Here is a 17,269-nt window from a genome sequence, read left to right as displayed (position 1 = left end):
TCCGGCGTTAAAGCGCCTGGGTGAAAGTACGTGAAATAACATCCTGCTGCTGTTCACGGGTCAGCGCATTGAAGCGCACCGCATAGCCAGACACGCGGATCGTCAGGTTCGGATAGTTTTCCGGGTGCTCAATGGCATCCATCAACATTTCGCGGTTCATGACGTTAACGTTCAGGTGCTGCCCGCCTTCGACATGTGCTTCATGATGGAAGTAACCATCCAGCAGCCCAACCAGGTTGGTTTTACGCACGCTATCTTCTTTGCCCAGCGCGGCCGGCACAATCGAGAAGGTGTACGAGATACCGTCTTTGGCATAGGTAAACGGCAGTTTGGCCACCGAGGTTAACGACGCAACGGCACCTTTGCGATCGCGACCGTGCATTGGGTTCGCCCCTGGCGCAAACGGTGTACCTGCTCGACGTCCGTCCGGCGTGTTACCGGTTTTCTGGCCGTACACCACGTTGGAGGTGATGGTCAGAATAGACTGCGTCGGTACCGCGTTACGGTAGGTTGGCAACACTTTAATTTTCTTCATAAAGCGTTCAACCAGGTCGCAGGCAATGCTGTCTACGCGTTCATCGTTGTTACCGTACTGCGGATAGTCGCCTTCGATTTCGAAATCGACCGCCAGGCCATTTTCATCACGAATCGGTTTGACGCGTGCATATTTGATAGCTGACAGGGAATCCGCCGCGACGGACAAACCCGCCATACCGCACGCCATGGTGCGATAAACATCACGATCGTGCAGCGCCATCAGCGAGGCTTCGTAGCTGTACTTGTCGTGCATGTAGTGAATGATGTTCAGTGCGCTGATGTACTGCACCGCCAGCCAGTCCATAAAGTGGTCCAGGCTCTCCATCACCGTGTCGTAATCCAGCACGTCATCCATCAGCGGCGCGGTTTTCGGCCCGACCTGGATTTTCAGCTTCTCATCCACACCACCGTTGATTGCATACAGCAGCGTTTTAGCGAGGTTGGCACGCGCACCAAAGAACTGCATTTGCTTGCCGATAACCATCGGGCTGACGCAGCAGGCGATGGCATAGTCATCGCTGTCAAAATCAGCACGCATCAGATCGTCGTTTTCGTACTGTAAAGACGAGGTGACGATAGACACCTGAGCGGCATATTTTTTGAAGGCAATCGGTAAACCTTCAGACCACAGCACCGTCAGGTTCGGCTCTGGCGCCGGGCCCATGGTGTGCAGCGTATGCAGGTAGCGGAACGAGTTTTTGGTGACCAGCGTGCGACCATCCAGCCCCATCCCACCGATAACTTCGGTCGCCCAGATAGGATCGCCGGAGAACAGGGTGTCGAATTCCGGCGTACGCAGGAAGCGCACCATGCGGATCTTCATGATGAAGTGGTCGATCAATTCCTGCGCCTGCTGCTCGTTCAAGACGCCAGCTTTGAAGTCGCGTTCGATGTAAATATCGAGGAACGAGGCAGTACGGCCCAGCGACATGGCACCGCCGTTCTGCGATTTCACCGCAGCCAGGTAGGCAAAGTACACCCACTGAACGGCTTCCTGCGCGTTACGCGCCGGACGGGAGATATCGCAACCGTATTTCGCCGCCATTTCCTGCATTTGCAACAATGCACGACGGTGTTCAGACAGCTCTTCACGCAGACGAATCGTGGCTTCAAGATTCTGTCCCCACTCCAGATTCGACTGAAGATCGGCAAACTGCTGCTCGCGTTCGCGCACCAGGTAGCGAATACCGTACAGCGCAACGCGGCGGTAATCACCAATGATACGACCACGGCCATAGCCATCCGGCAAACCGGTTAATACGCCGGACTTACGGCAGCGCAGCATATCCGGTGAATAAGCGTCGAATACACCCTGGTTATGGGTTTTACGCAGCTCAGTATATTGATACTCAAAATCAGCATCCATTTCACGACCATAAGCATCGAAAGAGCTTTTGATCATGTTGATGCCGCCAAACGGATGCAGAGCACGCTTGAGCGGCTTATCCGTTTGCAGACCGACGATCTTTTCCAGTTCTTGTTCAATATAACCGGCATCGTGCGCGGTAATCGTGGTGGCAATATTGGTATCGAAATCAACCGGCGCATGCGTCGAGTTTTCAATACGGATGCCCGCCATCACTTTTTCCCACAATGCTGTGGTTGCTGGCGTCGCTTCGGCGAGGAAAGATTCATCCCCTTCATAAGGCGTATAGTTGTGCTGAATAAAATCACGGACATTAATTTCTTCTTTCCAGTCCGTACCTTTAAAGCCATTCCAGGCTTCGGCATACAGCATATCGCTGGTATCGATATTTACCTTCATGAAAAATAATCTCTCTGCTGAAAATTAATTATGCAAATTCTACTGGTGTATTAATTTTGCCTAACGCAATGGCATCACGCGCAATCATTTTTTCTTCATTCGTCGGAATAACCGCACAAATAACACGCGCATCTTTATTTGAGATAATTCTTTCGCCATGGGAATTTGGCAGACTATTCATTTCGCTGTCGATATTCACACCTAATACGGCCAGATGTTCAATCACCAGACGGCGAATTAAGACTGAGTTTTCACCAATTCCGCCGGTGAAAATAATCCCATCAAGACGATGTAACGATGCGGCGTGTCCGGCGATATGGCGTGCGATACGATGCACAAACGTTTTTATCGCCAGCTGCGCACGCTCGTGCCCTTCGTGCCAGGCTTTTTCCAGCGTACGTAAGTCAGAGGACAAACCGGAAATACCCAGCAGGCCAGACTCTTTATTGACTACGCGCTCAAGGTCGCTCAGCGTCTGGTTGGTAACGCTTGCCACCCACGCCATCGCGCCAAAGTCTACATCACCGCTGCGCGTGCCCATCATCAGTCCTTCCAGCGGCGTCATACCCATTGAGGTATCCACGCTTTGCCCGTTACGGACTGCACAGATGGAAGCACCGTTACCCAGGTGCGCCACAACCAGGCCTGAATCATCACTTTGCAGGCCGAGTAATTCATGGGCTCGCTGAGAAACATAGCGGTGCGACGTACCGTGGAAGCCATAGCGACGAACGCCCAGCTCTTCAAAATATTTCCACGGTAAACCGTACAGATAAGCTTCAGGTTCCATCGTCTGGTGGAAGCTGGTATCAAATACCGCAACCTGCTGCCGGCCTGGGAAAAGATGTTGCGCGGATTCAATCCCGCTCAGGTTCGCATAATTATGTAATGGTGCTAAAGGAGATACCCTACGAATATTCTCGATAACTTCATCAGTAATTATCGCGGATTCCGTAAAGATACTTCCACCGTGGGCAATACGGTGGCCAATTAAGGCCACACTGTCCATTAAATTACGTTTTTCCAGTTCAACGGCAATGGCCTTTAATGCGTCTTCGTAGCTGTGGTGAGCCAGCTTAGCTGGCTCTCCACCATTAATTGCTATGAACGCATTTTCAGAGTTAATACCGTCTGCAATTCCCGCCATTAAAACATCACAGTTGGCTGCATCCAGCACTGAGAATTTAATAGAAGATGAACCACAGTTAATAACCAGTACTACCGGAAACTCATTCATTTCACTACTCCGCTCATCCTGAGCTTAAGGATTAAAACAGTTTGTAGACGATGTTCAGGATAGTCAGCAGACCAATCGCAGTAACAAACACGTTATCCAGACGGCCACGGTATTTTGCCAGTGACGGCGCTTTACGGATGGCATACATCGGCAGCAGGCAGAGCAGTGAGGCGATAATTGGTGCGCCCATTGCTTCAATCAGGTCCAGGATATTCGGGTTGGCGTAGGCCACAACCCAGGTAGACCCCATGATGAAGATCATGCTGATGGTGTTAAGTTTGCCAACGGAGACTTTGGTCTTATCACCTTTATAACCAAACTTCAGGACCAGACCGTTCAGACCTTCCAGCGTACCCAGATAGTGGCCGAAGAAAGATTTGAAGATTGCGACCAGTGCGATGATAGAAGCCCCGTATTCAAGAACGGTCGCGAAGGTCGATTTAGTGCCAGACAGTGAAGCAAAGTGGTTCGCCAGGTAAGAAAGAACCGGGATGTTCTGTGCTTTAGCTTCCGCCATGTTTGCCGGAGACAGCGTAAACAGGCAGCTAAAGGCGAAGAACATGACCACAGCAACCATCAGCATACTGGCGCGGGAGATGATCTTGGAACATTTCTGCTCGGTAAATTCGCGACCAAAATCTTTCTCATACTCTTCGCGTTTAGAAACCACGAAGGAAGAAACAATTGGCGAGAAGTTGAAGGAGAACACCATGATGGAAATACCCAGCCACACGGTGACCAGAATACCGTCATGTCCGGTCAACGCTATATTGCTGAGGTCCACCTGCTGGATAACCGCTGAGTTCCAGTAAGGGATCAGGGACAGGGAGATGAGCACCAGGCTGGCAATAAACGGCCATACCAGGAAGCTCATTACTTTAACCATCAGATCCTTACCAAAGTAGATGACGAATGCCATCAACAGCAGAAGGAACAGTGCCACGAAGCCACGGTTAAGCGCTGGCATCTGCAACTGGTTTTCCCAGAAGGTCATAAAGGTGTTGGTAATGGTGACACCGTAAATCCACAGCAGTGGGCAAATCGCAAAGAAGTAAAGGAACGTGATGACCACGCCGCCCGTTTTACCAAAGTGCTCTTCAACCGTTTCTGTGATGTTACCGGAAGGGTTAGAACCAGAAAGACACAGGCGCGCCAGTGCACGGTGGCAATAGAACGCGATGGGGTACGCTAACACCAGCATCAACAGAATGGGGATCAGCCCGCCAAAACCTGCGCGGATAGGGAAGAACAACACCCCGGCGCCGATGGCTGTACCAAATAAACCCAGTGTCCAGGTGGTGTCCGATTTGCGCCAGGACGATTGTTTTGTCTGGCTGGATACAATGCTATCAGTAGTACTCATATCCTATCCTCAACGAAAAATATTAAGCGTCAACTAAACCAGTAATTTGGGATACACGAGAAAGATCGATATTACCGCCAGAAATAATACTGACTGTTTTTCTGTTCTGGATATAGCTATCTAATTTCCCGCTTAATAATGCAGCACATGCCAGCGCACCCGCGCCTTCTGTTACGACTTTATTTCGCTGAATTAAGGCCACCATACTGTTGCGAATTTCATCTTCGCTGACCAGGACGATGTCATCCACTAACTCACGAACGATTTCATAGGTTAAAGTACCCGGGCGGGAGACGTCACAACCATCCGCCAGGGTGCCGGTCGTTCGGTGCGTGGTTATTTCTCCAGCGTGGAAAGAGGCCGCCATACCGTGAACGTTTTCAGACTGTACGCCAATGATTTTAATTGTCGGGTTGATAGATTTAATGGCTACAGCAATACCCGCAATCAGTCCGCCGCCGCCAATTGGCACAATCACGTTATCGACATCATACAGATCTTCCAGAATTTCCAGACCAATAGTCCCCTGGCCGGCAATCACTTTCGGATCATCATAAGGAGGAATAAAGATGCGGCCTTCGTTCTCAACAATCTCGCTCACCTTGGCGATAGTGTCGTTGAAGTTGTCACCGTGTAGCACAACTTCTGCAGAGTAGTCGCAGGTGGCAGCCACTTTAGACTTCGGTGCGCCTTTAGGCATCACCACTTTGCCGTCGATACCGAGCATTGCACAAGAGAGGGAAACCCCCTGCGCATGGTTGCCAGCAGAACACGCCACCACACCTTTACATCTTTCAGCTTCAGTTAATGAACTGAGTTTGTTAAAGGCACCGCGGATTTTAAATGAACCGGTACGTTGCATGTTTTCAAACTTGAGGAAAATTTCCCCTTTGCAACGTTCACTAAAATAGTTCGAGCGAGGCATTCCCGTTTTATAAATTTTCCCCGCCAGTCTTTTTTTCGCTTCGAGGATATCTTCAATTGCAACCGGGAGATCGTATGTAATGTGCATTAGAACCTCTTACCTGGGTATTAAAGTAAATAGATAGCCGTGACCAACGTCTGATATAGACCGATGGCGTTAATTTCGTATTAAATCGAGTTTAATCTTTACTCAACTTCAATTAACTGCTTTCGTCGTTGACAATTATATGATGAATATTCTTTGGCTAATTCCACCAAAATAGATGCTGCTTTTTTTATTCGATAATTTTTAGACCATACGGCAGCATAACGCGCAACCGGTAAGGCCTCTTCTACCGGGATAGTAATAAACTGGTTTGAACCAAATGGAGAGGTCATATCGCAGGGAATTACTGTTAAGAAATCAGCATTGAGAACAAGATTATAAATCGTGACGACCGAGTCAGTATTAACGATGTTTTCACTGCTGATGCCATTTTTTTGTAACGTGGTAAGAAGCTCGCTGTAGTACCCCATATTCGTTTGTGGCAACACCCACTGTTCGTCTTTCAACGCGCTCAGCGTGGTGATGCCGGTGCATGTTCGGGACTTGCTGGCAACCAGAACAAACTCTGACTCGAACAGCGGTTCCACATGGAGATCGTGCAGTTTCATCTCATCGCTCAGCGTACCGATAGCGAAGTCCAGACGCCCGTCACGCACCGCAGGTAAGAAGGAGGAGAGCTGAGCTTCATACATCGAAACCTGCGCTTTCGGGAACACCTCTTTAAACTTCTTAATCATGCCGGACATGATGGTAAAGGCAATCAGTGATGGGAAGCCAAACGACACATCAACAACCGCATTGCTCGTCATGCTATTCATCTCATCAACCATGTTCTTCATTTCACGGGTAATAGATTCAGACCATGAGAGCATCACCTGACCTGCCTGAGTCAATGTGACACCCGTATTTTTACGCACCACTAACTCAATGCCAAAATAAGCCTCAACATCATTTATGATTTTGCTAACAGCGGGTTGAGTTAAACCTAATTCTTTTGCAGCTGAGCCGATAGAACCACTTCTAATGACTTCCTGAAAGACCACTAAGTGCTGTGTTTTAGGGAGAGAAATAGTATTCATATCGACCTACTCTAATTACTTTGTTGACGGCAGGAAGTGTACCAAATTAAGCGTTCACGGATATGTGCTACCACTCACAAATCCCCTTCACTTACATTTTGTAAGATTATTATAAAACACTAAAATTATTAAAAATCAACGAGTTGTAAAATAACGATCTTGCTATAACCTGACTTTAATCAAAAAAATATGGGGGGATAACAATTTTTTATGGTGATAACACGCAGTCTTTGATCGATATTTTAAAAACAGGCGAATGGCGATATTTCAAGCAATTACAGGAGGATTATCAGTCAGAATAACGCTTAAATTTAATGAGTAACTTATCAAATAAAATTATATTTTAATTATTATTTTGATTAAATAACGCCTTGCATCACATTATTTTGCCTTATTTGTTTGTAAATAAACATTGCAGTTATTATTGTTTAAAATAAAACACACAAGTAATTATCAAATACAACAATATATTAACACTGTTTTTTGGTGATTTATCAGCAAGTAATTTTGTGATGGCGATCGATTGCGTTCGTTTCTTCTCGAGAAAAACGTATCGCACAGCGTTTTGTGTTTGTCGTCACAGAACTGGAAATATTCAGCAACTCCTTCCCCGCTGAAAAAGGCGTTTTGCGTATAAATAATGGTGAAATAAAAACTGGATCTACGGCAAATTTGCCGAATGGCGATCCGGACATCTTATCCGGTCGACAAAAACTGACCAGTCCACAAAAGCAAAAACCCCGCCGAAGCGGGGTTTTCTTAATAGTTGAAGCTGACCGATAAGCCGGGTTCTGTCGTGGACAGTCATTCATCTAGGCCAGCAATCGCTCACTGGCTCAAGCAGCCTACCCGGGTTCAGTACGGGCCGTACCTTGTGAACCCCTATTTGGCCTTGCTCCGGGTGGAGTTTACCGTGCCACGGACTGTTACCAGCCGCGCGGTGCGCTCTTACCGCACCCTTTCACCCTTACCTGATCCCACTTGCGTGGGCCATCGGCGGTTTGCTCTCTGTTGCACTGGTCGTGGGTTTCCCCCCCAGGCGTTACCTGGCACCCTGCCCTATGGAGCCCGGACTTTCCTCCCCTCCGCCCGTCTCCCCCGAAGAGGACGACGACGAAGCGGCGACTGTCTGGTCAGCTTCGGCGCGAAGTATAGAGGGTTTGCGTGCCAATGTCACCCCGCACTGCGCATTCCTATCGCCAGCGTGGCGGCAATGTTTCTGGATGCCCGATAAATATTATCAAATGCCCCGCGGAAGGCCTCTTCCATCGTGCCTATGCTGGTCAATACACTAAACACGGCATCGATACCATATTGATGTACCACGCCCACATCGCGCGTCAGACTGCCCGCAATACCAATCACCGGCTTGTGATACTTCTTCGCCACGCTTGCTACGCCGACAGGCACTTTGCCGTGAATACTCTGGCTGTCGATGCGCCCTTCACCGGTGACCACCAGCGTACAGTCGTGAATATGCTCTTCCAGATTGAGCGCCTGGGTCACGATCTCTATCCCGCTGCGCAACTCCGCGCCCAAAAATGCCATTAACGCAGCGCCCATACCACCGGCAGCTCCGGCACCGGGAACGTTCTTCACATCGACCCGCAACGATTTTTTTATGATGTCGGCATAGTGAGAAAGATTGCGGTCCAGCTCGATAATGCGTTCTTCCGTTGCCCCTTTCTGTGGACCAAAAATGCGGGAAGCGCCAGTATCGCCCGTCAACGGGTTAGTCACATCGCAGGCCACGCGAATTGAACAGGTTTTTAATCGTGGATCCAGGCCCGAAATATCGATGGTATTCAGGCTAATCAGGCTACCGCCGCCATTGCCAATTTCAGTGCCATTGGCGTCACAGAGTTTTGCCCCCAGCGCTTGTACCATTCCCGCGCCACCGTCGTTGGTCGCACTGCCGCCAATACCAATAATGATGTTCTGCGCGCCACTTTCCAGCGCTTTTAGAATCAATTCTCCAGTGCCGCGCGAGGTGGTAATTAAGGGGTTGCGTTTTTCAGGAGGAACCAACGCCAGACCACTGGCTGCCGCCATTTCGATAAACGCGGTGTTGCCATCTCCGGACATGCCCCAGCTGGCATTCACTTTTTCGCCCAGCGGCCCTGTCACCTGAGCGGAATGTTCAGTCCCCTGCGTGGCGGCGATCATGGCTTCGACGGTCCCTTCGCCGCCGTCGGCGACCGGAACAGAAACATATTGCGCATCAGGAAAAACTTCCCGAAATCCTTTTTCTATCGCCTGAGCCACCTCGGTGGCAGAAAGGCTTTCTTTATAAGAGTCTGGGGCAATTACGATTTTCATAGTTATGTAGCCTGACAGTGCCGCGCAAGGCAAGAAATACAGGGCGCACATCTGCGCCCTTCTTGTTAGCGAGTGACTTCCACTTTCGCCAGTTTTTCGTAGTAGCATGCCAGAGCACTGTGGTCGGCTGTTCCCAGGCCATCAGCACGCAGCGCCTGCATCATCTCCATTACGGCTGCAGTCAGCGGCAGCTGTGCGCCCACGCCGTGCGAGGTATCCAGCGCATTCGCCAGATCTTTGATGTGCAGGTCGATACGGAAACCTGGCTTAAAGTTACGATCCATTACCATCGGCGCTTTCGCATCCAGCACCGTGCTGCCCGCCAGGCCACCGCGAATGGCCTGGTACACCAGATCCGGGTTCACGCCCGCTTTGGTCGCCAGGGTCAGCGCTTCAGACATCGCCGCAATGTTCAGCGCCACGATCACCTGGTTTGCCAGTTTGGTGACGTTACCTGCGCCAATGTCGCCGGTATGCACCACGGAACCCGCCATGGCTTTCAGCAGATCGTAGTACTTGTCGAAAATCGCTTTATCCCCCCCCACCATCACCGACAGGGTGCCATCGATCGCTTTCGGTTCGCCGCCGCTTACGGGCGCATCCAGCATATCCACGCCTTTCGCTTTCAGCGCGTCGCTGATTTCACGGCTCGCCAGTGGTGCGATGGAACTCATGTCGATCAGCACAGTGCCAGGCTTCGCGCCTTCAATGATTCCGCCTTCGCCCAGCGCGACTTCTTTCACATGTGGAGAGTTCGGCAGCATGGTGATGATCACATCACACTGCTCGGCAATGGCTTTCGCCGTCGTCGCCGTTTCGGCGCCTGCGGCTATTACTTCCGCAATCGCTTCCGGGTTACGGTCAGCAACCACCAGCGAGTAACCTGCCTTGAGGAGGTTTTTACTCATTGGTTTACCCATAATACCGAGACCAATAAAACCAACTTTCATTGTCATATCTTTATCTCTCTCTACTGTCGATGGTGGTTATTTCTTAAAAGAATCAGCCAGTTTCTGTGTGGCTGAACGGAACACGCCAAGGTCGCTGCCGACGGCAACAAACGTCGCGCCCCACTCCAGATAGCGACGTGCATCTGCCTCTACCGGTGCCAGAATGCCGCCTGGTTTGCCATGTGCTTTCGCGCGGGCAAAGATGTGTTGAATCGCCTTCTGCACCTCAGGGTGAGAAGCATTACCCAGGTGACCTAACGCTGCGGCCAAATCGCTTGGGCCGACGAAGATACCGTCAACGCCTTCGGTTGCAGCAATCGCATCCACGTTATCAACACCTTGCTGGCTTTCGATCTGCACAATAATGGTGATGTTTTTGTTTGACTGTGCGAAGTAGTCCGGCACGGTGCCAAACATATTGGCGCGGTGGGAAACGGACACACCGCGAATACCTTCCGGTGGATAGCGGGTAGACGCCACGGCGTTCACCGCTTCTTCTTCGGTCTCAACAAATGGGATCAGGAAGTTATAGAAACCGATATCCAGCAGACGCTTGATGATCACCGGTTCGTTGGTCGGCACGCGTACAACCGGTGCACTGGAACTGCCTTTCAGCGCCATCAGTTGAGGGATAAACGTCGAGATATCGTTTGGCGCATGTTCGCCGTCCAGCACCAGCCAGTCAAAACCTGCCAGGCCTAACACTTCGGTACTGATCGGGCTTGCCAGTGCGGACCAGCAGCCAATCTGAACCTGATGCGCCGCGAGGGCCGCTTTAAATTTGTTCGGGAAAATCGCGTTATCCATTTTCATTACCTTAAGTTAGTCGTGACTTACTTCCGCAGTTCCAGACGTTTGATGTCGCCCACCACGAACAGGTAGCAAACCATCATCATCAGCGCAGAACAGCCTACAAAAATCAGTGCGCCATTAAAGGAGTGCAGTTCGCTAACGATGTAGCCAATTACCAGCGGGGTGGCGATAGAGGCCACGTTACCGAAGACGTTAAACAGCGCGCCACACAGCCCCACAATTTCTTTCGGTGCCACGTCGGAGATAACCGGCCAACCCAATGCACCAAAACCTTTACCGAAGAATGCCAGCGCCATCAGCGCCACCACCAGCACCGTACTGTCGGTGTAGTTACACAGAATAATCGTCGATGCCAGCAGCATTCCCAGCACAATAGGCAGCTTACGCGCAAAGGTCAGCGTGCAACCTCGACGAATGAGGTAGTCAGAGAACAATCCGCCCAGCACACCGCCAGCAAAACCGCACAGTGCCGGAATAGAAGCCACCATCCCCACTTTCAGAATCGACATGCCCTTATCCTGCACCAGGTAAATTGGAAACCAGGTAAGGAAGAACCAGGTGATGGTGTTTAAGAAATACTGACCGAAAAAGATACCTAACATCATGCGGCTGCTGAGCAACTGCTTGATGTACTCCAGTTTCGGGCCTTTTGCGGCATCGCTTCCCGGCTTTTTATGATCCATATCGACCACGGCGCCGTTATCCGCAATAAACTTCAGCTCCTCCGGCGACATACGCGGATGGTCGGTTGGGTTGTGAACGAACTTTACCCACAGCCCGGTCAGCACAAAGCCAATCACGCCCATCACGGTAAAGACATGTTCCCAGCCCCAGGCGAAGGTCAGCCAGCCCAGCAGTGGTGAAAATAGCGCCAGCGAGAAATACTGTGCGGAGTTAAAAATTGCGGATGCCGTACCGCGCTCTTTGGTCGGGAACCAGGCCGCAACAATACGGGCGTTAGCCGGGAAGGAAGGCGCTTCCGAGAAGCCCAGCATAAAACGCATGATAAACATTGAGATACCCGCCCAGGCCAGCGGGAACATATCGACAAACCCCTGCAGGAAGGTAAACAGCGACCAGAAGAACAGGCTCCAGGTATAAACTTTCTTCGAACCAAACTTATCGAGAAGCCAGCCACCGGGGATCTGCATCAGCAAATAGGCCCAGCCGAAGGCGGAGAAAATGTAACCCATTGATATGGCGCTGAGCTGCAGCTCTTTTGCCACTTCAGTACCGGCAATGGACAGCGTCGCGCGGTCCGCATAGTTAACGGCAGTGACAATAAATATTATCAGCAGTATTAAATATCGAGTGTGCGTACCTTTCTTTTTCTCTACAACCGTATCCAGTATCATTCTATTTACCTCTGACACATAAAATATTTTTATTATTATTTTTTGAGGGTATGTTCGATGATAAATCACAGAAAAAAATGACGCTGTTATTTATCAGTCGCTATTAAACCGTGATTCAGTATAATCAGCACGCCATCGTTAATCATTGTGCAATCGCTCATTTAAGATTGCGCATTAAAATATTATTTTATGCAAATGCACATAATCATGGGCGCTAATGCACACATTTAGGGTTTGGTACCTCTGGTGGCGCGGCGTTGCCGACATTAAGTGATGTTGATCACATTCTTAAATTTAAACTCCTGACATTCTTATTTCACGACACTGAGTCTTTATTACTTATAATTAGATTCGATATATATCTATTATCACCACCTGGCTGGAGAATACTGGACAATGGCCGACATCGAAATTAGACAAGAATCGCCAACGGCGTTTTATATTAAAGTACATGACACAGATAATGTGGCGATTATTGTCAATGACAACGGTCTGAAAGCCGGGACGCGTTTCCCGGACGGACTGACGCTGATTGAACATATTCCCCAGGGCCATAAAGTGGCGCTCACGGATATTGTTGTTCACGGCGAAATCGTGCGCTATGGCGAAGTGATCGGCTACGCCGTTCGCAACATCGTACGCGGTAGCTGGATTGATGAGTCTATGGTTGAGCTGCCCAAAGCTCCACCGCTGGAGACGCTGCCCCTGGCGACCAAAGTGCCGGAACCGCTTCCGCCTCTGGAAGGTTACACCTTCGAAGGCTACCGCAACGCAGACGGCAGCGTTGGCACCAAGAACCTGCTCGGTATCTCCACCAGCGTACACTGTGTGGCGGGAGTGGTGGATTATGTGGTGAAAATCATTGAGCGCGATCTGCTGCCCAAATACCCGAACGTTGACGGCGTGGTAGGGCTAAACCATCTGTATGGCTGCGGGGTGGCAATCAATGCGCCGGCCGCTATCGTGCCGATTCGCACTATCCATAATATTGCCCTGAACCCGAACTTCGGTGGCGAAGTGATGGTTGTTGGCCTGGGCTGCGAAAAACTCCAGCCGGAACGCCTGCTGGAAGGCACGCACGATGTGAAAAGCATTCCGGTGGACAGCGCCAGCATTGTCAGCCTGCAGGATGAAAAGCATGTCGGCTTTAAATCCATGGTTGAAGATATTTTGCAGGTTGCCGAGCGCCATCTGGCAAAACTCAACCAGCGCCAGCGTGAAACCTGCCCGGCATCAGAACTGGTGGTTGGCATGCAGTGTGGCGGCAGCGATGCGTTTTCTGGCGTAACGGCTAACCCGGCAGTGGGCTACGCGTCCGATCTGCTGGTGCGCTGCGGCGCAACCGTGATGTTCTCGGAAGTTACTGAAGTGCGTGATGCAATCCATCTTCTGACCCCGCGCGCAATTAACGAAGAGGTGGGTAAACGTCTATTGGAAGAGATGGCCTGGTACGATAACTATCTTGATATGGGCAAAACTGACCGCAGCGCCAACCCATCTCCGGGCAACAAGAAAGGCGGGCTGGCAAACGTGGTGGAAAAAGCGCTGGGTTCTATTGCCAAATCAGGCAAGAGTGCCATCGTCGAAGTATTGTCGCCGGGACAGCGCCCCACAAAACGCGGACTGATTTACGCCGCCACTCCCGCCAGCGATTTTGTGTGCGGCACGCAGCAGGTCGCTTCCGGGATCACCGTGCAGGTGTTCACCACCGGTCGCGGCACGCCGTACGGTCTGATGGCGGTACCGGTAATAAAAATGGCGACACGTACCGAACTGGCCAATCGTTGGTTTGACCTGATGGACATCAACGCAGGCACCATCGCCACCGGAGAAGAAACGATTGAAGACGTGGGCCTGAAGTTGTTCGAATTCATTCTCGACGTCGCCAGCGGACGCAAGAAAACCTTCTCGGATCAGTGGGGACTGCACAACCAGCTGGCGGTATTTAACCCAGCGCCGGTGACCTGATTTATGAAGTAAACCTCAGCTACAGATAGGGAAGTACTCACGCTTCCCTTCCTTTTAGTCAGATACTCACCAGGACCACATCAATTCCATGCTTGCGTAACTCTTCCAGGTTCTCCGCTGGAATACCTTCATCAACAATAATCATATCAATCCGCTGGGTATCGATAATCTTATGCAGGCTGGAACGATTGAACTTGCTGGAGTCAGTCACGACGATAATCCGCTCTGCCACTTCACACATCCGACGGTTAAGCCTGGCTTCGTCTTCATTGTGCGTGCTTACACCGCGTTCTAAATCAATAGCATCGACGCCAAGAAACAGCATGTCGAAGTGGTAATTCTGCAAAGACTGCTCAGCCTGATCGCCATAAAAAGACAACGACTGACGACGCAGATGTCCGCCAGTCATCAACAGCTCGACACCTTCAGCTTCCAGCAAGGCACTGGCGACGTTCATACCGTTGGTCATCGCAATCACATCGGTATGCTGGCGCATCAGACGGGCAATTTCGTAGGTCGTGGTGCCGGAATCAAGGATCACGCGATGCCCGGGTTTTATCAGCCCAGCAGCAGCCCTGGCAATACTGCGTTTTACTGCAGTATTCAGTGAGCTTTTGTCTTCAACTGAAGGCTCTGCACCCGCCGTATTGCTGTCGCAGATCAGCGCACCACCGTAGGCTCGAACAGCAATGCCCTGCTTTTCCAGAAAAGCCAGATCGTTGCGGATCGTCACCGTAGAAACACCGAACAAAACAGAAAGATCGTTTACCTGCACGCTTCCTTGCTGTCGCAACCGCTGGATGATCTGCTCGCGCCGCTCGCTGGTACCTGTTACCCGCTTACTTGCAGAATCGGTATTGCTCATAAGAAATCCTTTAGTTAATTCTTTCGTTTCATTTCGTTTTACCTATTAACGCCTTTCTTTTACCGGAATGCAAGCGCCGCAACCGCCTCAGTTATCGGTTGCATCGCCGCTGAAACCTTTCATTATGTTTCTTTTGTGAAACAGATCGGAAAACAAGCATCTTTCGTTTTATTTTTATGGCGACATAAAGCAGTATCAAATGAAACAAAACGAAAGAATGATGTCGTTATCATCTGACCTGGAGAGGAAAGTGAAACATCTAACTAAAATGGTGGAGCAGCATAAACGGGGGAAGACAAACGGGATTTATGCCGTTTGTTCCGCGCATCCACTGGTACTGGAATCAGCAATACGCTACGCCCATGTAAACCAGACACCGTTGTTGATTGAAGCAACGTCCAATCAGGTTGACCAGTTTGGCGGCTATACGGGTATGACGCCAGCCGATTTTCGCCGTTTTGTCTACAGCCTGGCCGACTCGTTTGATTTTCCCCATGACCAATTGATTCTGGGCGGGGACCATCTCGGCCCTAATCGCTGGCAACAACTGCCCGCAGAACAGGCAATGGCCAATGCCGACGATCTCATCAAAAGTTACGTGGCGGCAGGATTTAAAAAAATCCACCTGGATTGCAGCATGTCCTGTCATGGCGATCCTGTTCCATTAACCGATGCCATCGTCGCTGAGCGCGCTGCTCGTCTGGCGAAGGTCGCCGAAGAAACCTGTACGGCATATTTTGGCGAGTCTGATCTGGTTTACGTGATAGGCACAGAGGTTCCGGTACCCGGCGGCGCCCACGAAACGCTAACGGAACTGGAGGTCACCACGCCTGACGCCGCACGCGCCACGCTGGAAGCCCACCATCACGCGTTTGAAAAGCAGGGCCTGGACGGCATCTGGCCACGCATTATCGCGCTGGTGGTGCAGCCCGGCGTCGAATTCGACCACACGCACATCATTGATTATCAACCGCAGAAAGCCGTGGCACTCAGCAAAATGGTGGAGGACTACGACACGCTGGTATTTGAAGCGCATTCTACCGATTACCAGACGCCACAGTCCTTGCGTCAACTGGTGATAGATCACTTCGCTATTCTGAAAGTGGGCCCGGCTCTGACCTTCGCCCTGCGTGAAGCACTGTTTTCACTGGCTGCTATTGAAGAAGAATTACTGCCAGCAAAAGCCTGCTCAGGTCTGCGACATGTTCTGGAAAGCGTGATGCTTGATCGCCCGGAATACTGGCAGAGCCATTACCACGGAGATGGCCATGCACGCCGTCTGGCGCGCGGATACAGCTACTCCGATCGGGTGCGTTACTATTGGCCAGACAGCCAGATTGATGATGCCTTCGACCGACTGGTTCGCAACCTCGCGGACGAGCCTATCCCACTGCCGCTGATTAGCCAGTACTTACCGTTACAGTACGTAAAAGTGCGCGAGGGAGATCTCAACGCCACGCCGCGAGAACTCATCATTAACCATATTCAGGACATACTGCAGCAATACCACCGTGCCTGCCAGGGCGCATGATCACATAACGCATAACAAAAAAGAGAAAAATGCTATGCCAAACATTGTATTAAGTCGCATTGACGAACGTTTAATTCACGGTCAGGTCGGTGTGCAATGGGTCGGATTTGCGGGGGCGAATCTGGTTCTGGTTGCCAATGATGAGGTTGCTGAAGATCAGGTTCAGCAAAACCTGATGGAAATGGTGCTCGCGGAAGGAATTGCCGTGCGCTTCTGGTCACTGCAAAAGGTGATCGACAATATTCATCGGGCCGCCGATCGGCAGAAAATTCTACTGGTCTGCAAATCACCCGCAGATTTTTTCAAGTTGGTTGAAGGCGGTGTTCCTGTTGACCGCATCAACGTTGGCAACATGCACTACGCCAACGGCAAGCAGCAAATCGCTAAAACTGTTTCTGTAGACGCTAACGATATTACGGCATTTAACGGGCTGAAAGCCGCCGGTGTGGAATGCTTTGTTCAGGGCGTTCCAACCGAACCAGCCCAGGACCTCTTTAAACTTATCTGAGGACTTCAC

At 50.7% G+C, this 17,269-nt stretch carries 13 protein-coding genes and 1 other RNA gene; 3 read left to right on the top strand and 11 right to left on the bottom strand.

Going from position 1 to position 17,269, the window contains the following annotated elements; genetic code table 11:
- Positions 1-7 precede the first annotated feature (7 nt).
- The 10 genes from pflB to JQ822_RS08365 all read right to left on the bottom strand — a co-directional run bounded on the left by pflB (position 8) and on the right by JQ822_RS08365 (position 12,388).
- A complete protein-coding gene (pflB, locus tag JQ822_RS08410; protein ID WP_213133091.1) occupies positions 8-2,302 on the bottom strand; it encodes a formate C-acetyltransferase in 2,295 nt (764 codons plus the stop codon).
- Between the two features lie 28 nt (positions 2,303-2,330).
- A complete protein-coding gene (gene tdcD, locus JQ822_RS08405; RefSeq protein ID WP_213133090.1) occupies positions 2,331-3,539 on the bottom strand; it encodes a propionate kinase in 1,209 nt (402 codons plus the stop codon).
- A gap of 31 nt (positions 3,540-3,570) precedes the next feature.
- Complete coding sequence (gene tdcC, locus JQ822_RS08400; protein WP_213133089.1) at positions 3,571-4,902, bottom strand: threonine/serine transporter TdcC; 1,332 nt, start codon at positions 4,900-4,902, stop codon at positions 3,571-3,573.
- Positions 4,903-4,924: 22 nt separating this feature from the next.
- Entirely contained in the window at positions 4,925-5,914 is a 990-nt protein-coding gene (gene tdcB, locus JQ822_RS08395) for a bifunctional threonine ammonia-lyase/L-serine ammonia-lyase TdcB (protein WP_213133088.1), read from the bottom strand.
- A gap of 98 nt (positions 5,915-6,012) precedes the next feature.
- Positions 6,013-6,951, bottom strand: coding sequence for a transcriptional regulator TdcA (gene tdcA, locus JQ822_RS08390; protein WP_213133087.1), 939 nt, complete (start codon positions 6,949-6,951; stop codon positions 6,013-6,015).
- Between the two features lie 764 nt (positions 6,952-7,715).
- Positions 7,716-8,092: RNase P RNA component class A (gene rnpB, locus JQ822_RS08385), an RNA gene on the bottom strand.
- Positions 8,093-8,124: 32 nt separating this feature from the next.
- Positions 8,125-9,270 (bottom strand): glycerate 2-kinase, encoded by a 1,146-nt coding sequence (garK, locus tag JQ822_RS08380; protein ID WP_213133086.1) that lies wholly within the window; start codon positions 9,268-9,270, stop codon positions 8,125-8,127.
- Positions 9,271-9,335: 65 nt separating this feature from the next.
- Positions 9,336-10,226, bottom strand: a complete 891-nt coding sequence (gene garR / locus JQ822_RS08375; protein ID WP_096755560.1) for a 2-hydroxy-3-oxopropionate reductase — start codon at positions 10,224-10,226, stop codon at positions 9,336-9,338.
- Positions 10,227-10,256: 30 nt separating this feature from the next.
- Complete coding sequence (garL, locus tag JQ822_RS08370) at positions 10,257-11,027, bottom strand: 2-dehydro-3-deoxyglucarate aldolase (protein ID WP_213133085.1); 771 nt, start codon at positions 11,025-11,027, stop codon at positions 10,257-10,259.
- Positions 11,028-11,053: 26 nt separating this feature from the next.
- Entirely contained in the window at positions 11,054-12,388 is a 1,335-nt protein-coding gene (locus tag JQ822_RS08365) for an MFS transporter (RefSeq protein WP_213133084.1), read from the bottom strand.
- A gap of 396 nt (positions 12,389-12,784) precedes the next feature.
- Here JQ822_RS08365 and garD point away from each other — a divergent pair, with 396 nt between their 5' ends.
- A complete protein-coding gene (gene garD / locus JQ822_RS08360; RefSeq protein WP_213133083.1) occupies positions 12,785-14,356 on the top strand; it encodes a galactarate dehydratase in 1,572 nt (523 codons plus the stop codon).
- Positions 14,357-14,414: 58 nt separating this feature from the next.
- On the opposite strand, the gene JQ822_RS08355 is transcribed toward garD, so the two are convergent.
- The gene (locus tag JQ822_RS08355; protein WP_213133082.1) at positions 14,415-15,221 is read right to left on the bottom strand and encodes a DeoR family transcriptional regulator; all 807 of its coding nucleotides are present in this window, start codon (positions 15,219-15,221) and stop codon (positions 14,415-14,417) included.
- Between the two features lie 220 nt (positions 15,222-15,441).
- On the opposite strand from JQ822_RS08355, the gene kbaZ reads away from it, so the two are divergent.
- Positions 15,442-16,752, top strand: coding sequence for a tagatose-bisphosphate aldolase subunit KbaZ (kbaZ, locus tag JQ822_RS08350; protein WP_213133535.1), 1,311 nt, complete (start codon positions 15,442-15,444; stop codon positions 16,750-16,752).
- A gap of 34 nt (positions 16,753-16,786) precedes the next feature.
- Entirely contained in the window at positions 16,787-17,260 is a 474-nt protein-coding gene (gene agaV, locus JQ822_RS08345) for a PTS N-acetylgalactosamine transporter subunit IIB (protein WP_213133081.1), read from the top strand.
- The last annotated feature ends 9 nt before the right edge of the window (positions 17,261-17,269 follow it).

This window comes from Citrobacter sp. FP75 (genome assembly GCF_018342065.1).
Lineage (GTDB): Bacteria > Pseudomonadota > Gammaproteobacteria > Enterobacterales > Enterobacteriaceae > Citrobacter.
Note: the sequence above shows the minus strand (reverse complement) of the source record. Positions and strands in the feature narration are given on the sequence as shown.

What these genes read in the sequence shown, in the direction of transcription:
- tdcD (WP_213133090.1), bottom strand. Translation starts at nt 3,539, where the DNA reads ATGAATGAGTTTCCGGTAGTACTGGTTATTAACTGTGGTTCATCTTCT.
- garL (WP_213133085.1), bottom strand. Translation starts at nt 11,027, where the DNA reads ATGGATAACGCGATTTTCCCGAACAAATTTAAAGCGGCCCTCGCGGCG.
- pflB (WP_213133091.1), bottom strand. Translation starts at nt 2,302, where the DNA reads ATGAAGGTAAATATCGATACCAGCGATATGCTGTATGCCGAAGCCTGG.
- kbaZ (WP_213133535.1), top strand. Translation starts at nt 15,442, where the DNA reads ATGTCGTTATCATCTGACCTGGAGAGGAAAGTGAAACATCTAACTAAA.
- JQ822_RS08365 (WP_213133084.1), bottom strand. Translation starts at nt 12,388, where the DNA reads ATGATACTGGATACGGTTGTAGAGAAAAAGAAAGGTACGCACACTCGA.
- JQ822_RS08355 (WP_213133082.1), bottom strand. Translation starts at nt 15,221, where the DNA reads ATGAGCAATACCGATTCTGCAAGTAAGCGGGTAACAGGTACCAGCGAG.
- agaV (WP_213133081.1), top strand. Translation starts at nt 16,787, where the DNA reads ATGCCAAACATTGTATTAAGTCGCATTGACGAACGTTTAATTCACGGT.
- tdcB (WP_213133088.1), bottom strand. Translation starts at nt 5,914, where the DNA reads ATGCACATTACATACGATCTCCCGGTTGCAATTGAAGATATCCTCGAA.
- garK (WP_213133086.1), bottom strand. Translation starts at nt 9,270, where the DNA reads ATGAAAATCGTAATTGCCCCAGACTCTTATAAAGAAAGCCTTTCTGCC.
- tdcC (WP_213133089.1), bottom strand. Translation starts at nt 4,902, where the DNA reads ATGAGTACTACTGATAGCATTGTATCCAGCCAGACAAAACAATCGTCC.
- garR (WP_096755560.1), bottom strand. Translation starts at nt 10,226, where the DNA reads ATGACAATGAAAGTTGGTTTTATTGGTCTCGGTATTATGGGTAAACCA.
- tdcA (WP_213133087.1), bottom strand. Translation starts at nt 6,951, where the DNA reads ATGAATACTATTTCTCTCCCTAAAACACAGCACTTAGTGGTCTTTCAG.
- garD (WP_213133083.1), top strand. Translation starts at nt 12,785, where the DNA reads ATGGCCGACATCGAAATTAGACAAGAATCGCCAACGGCGTTTTATATT.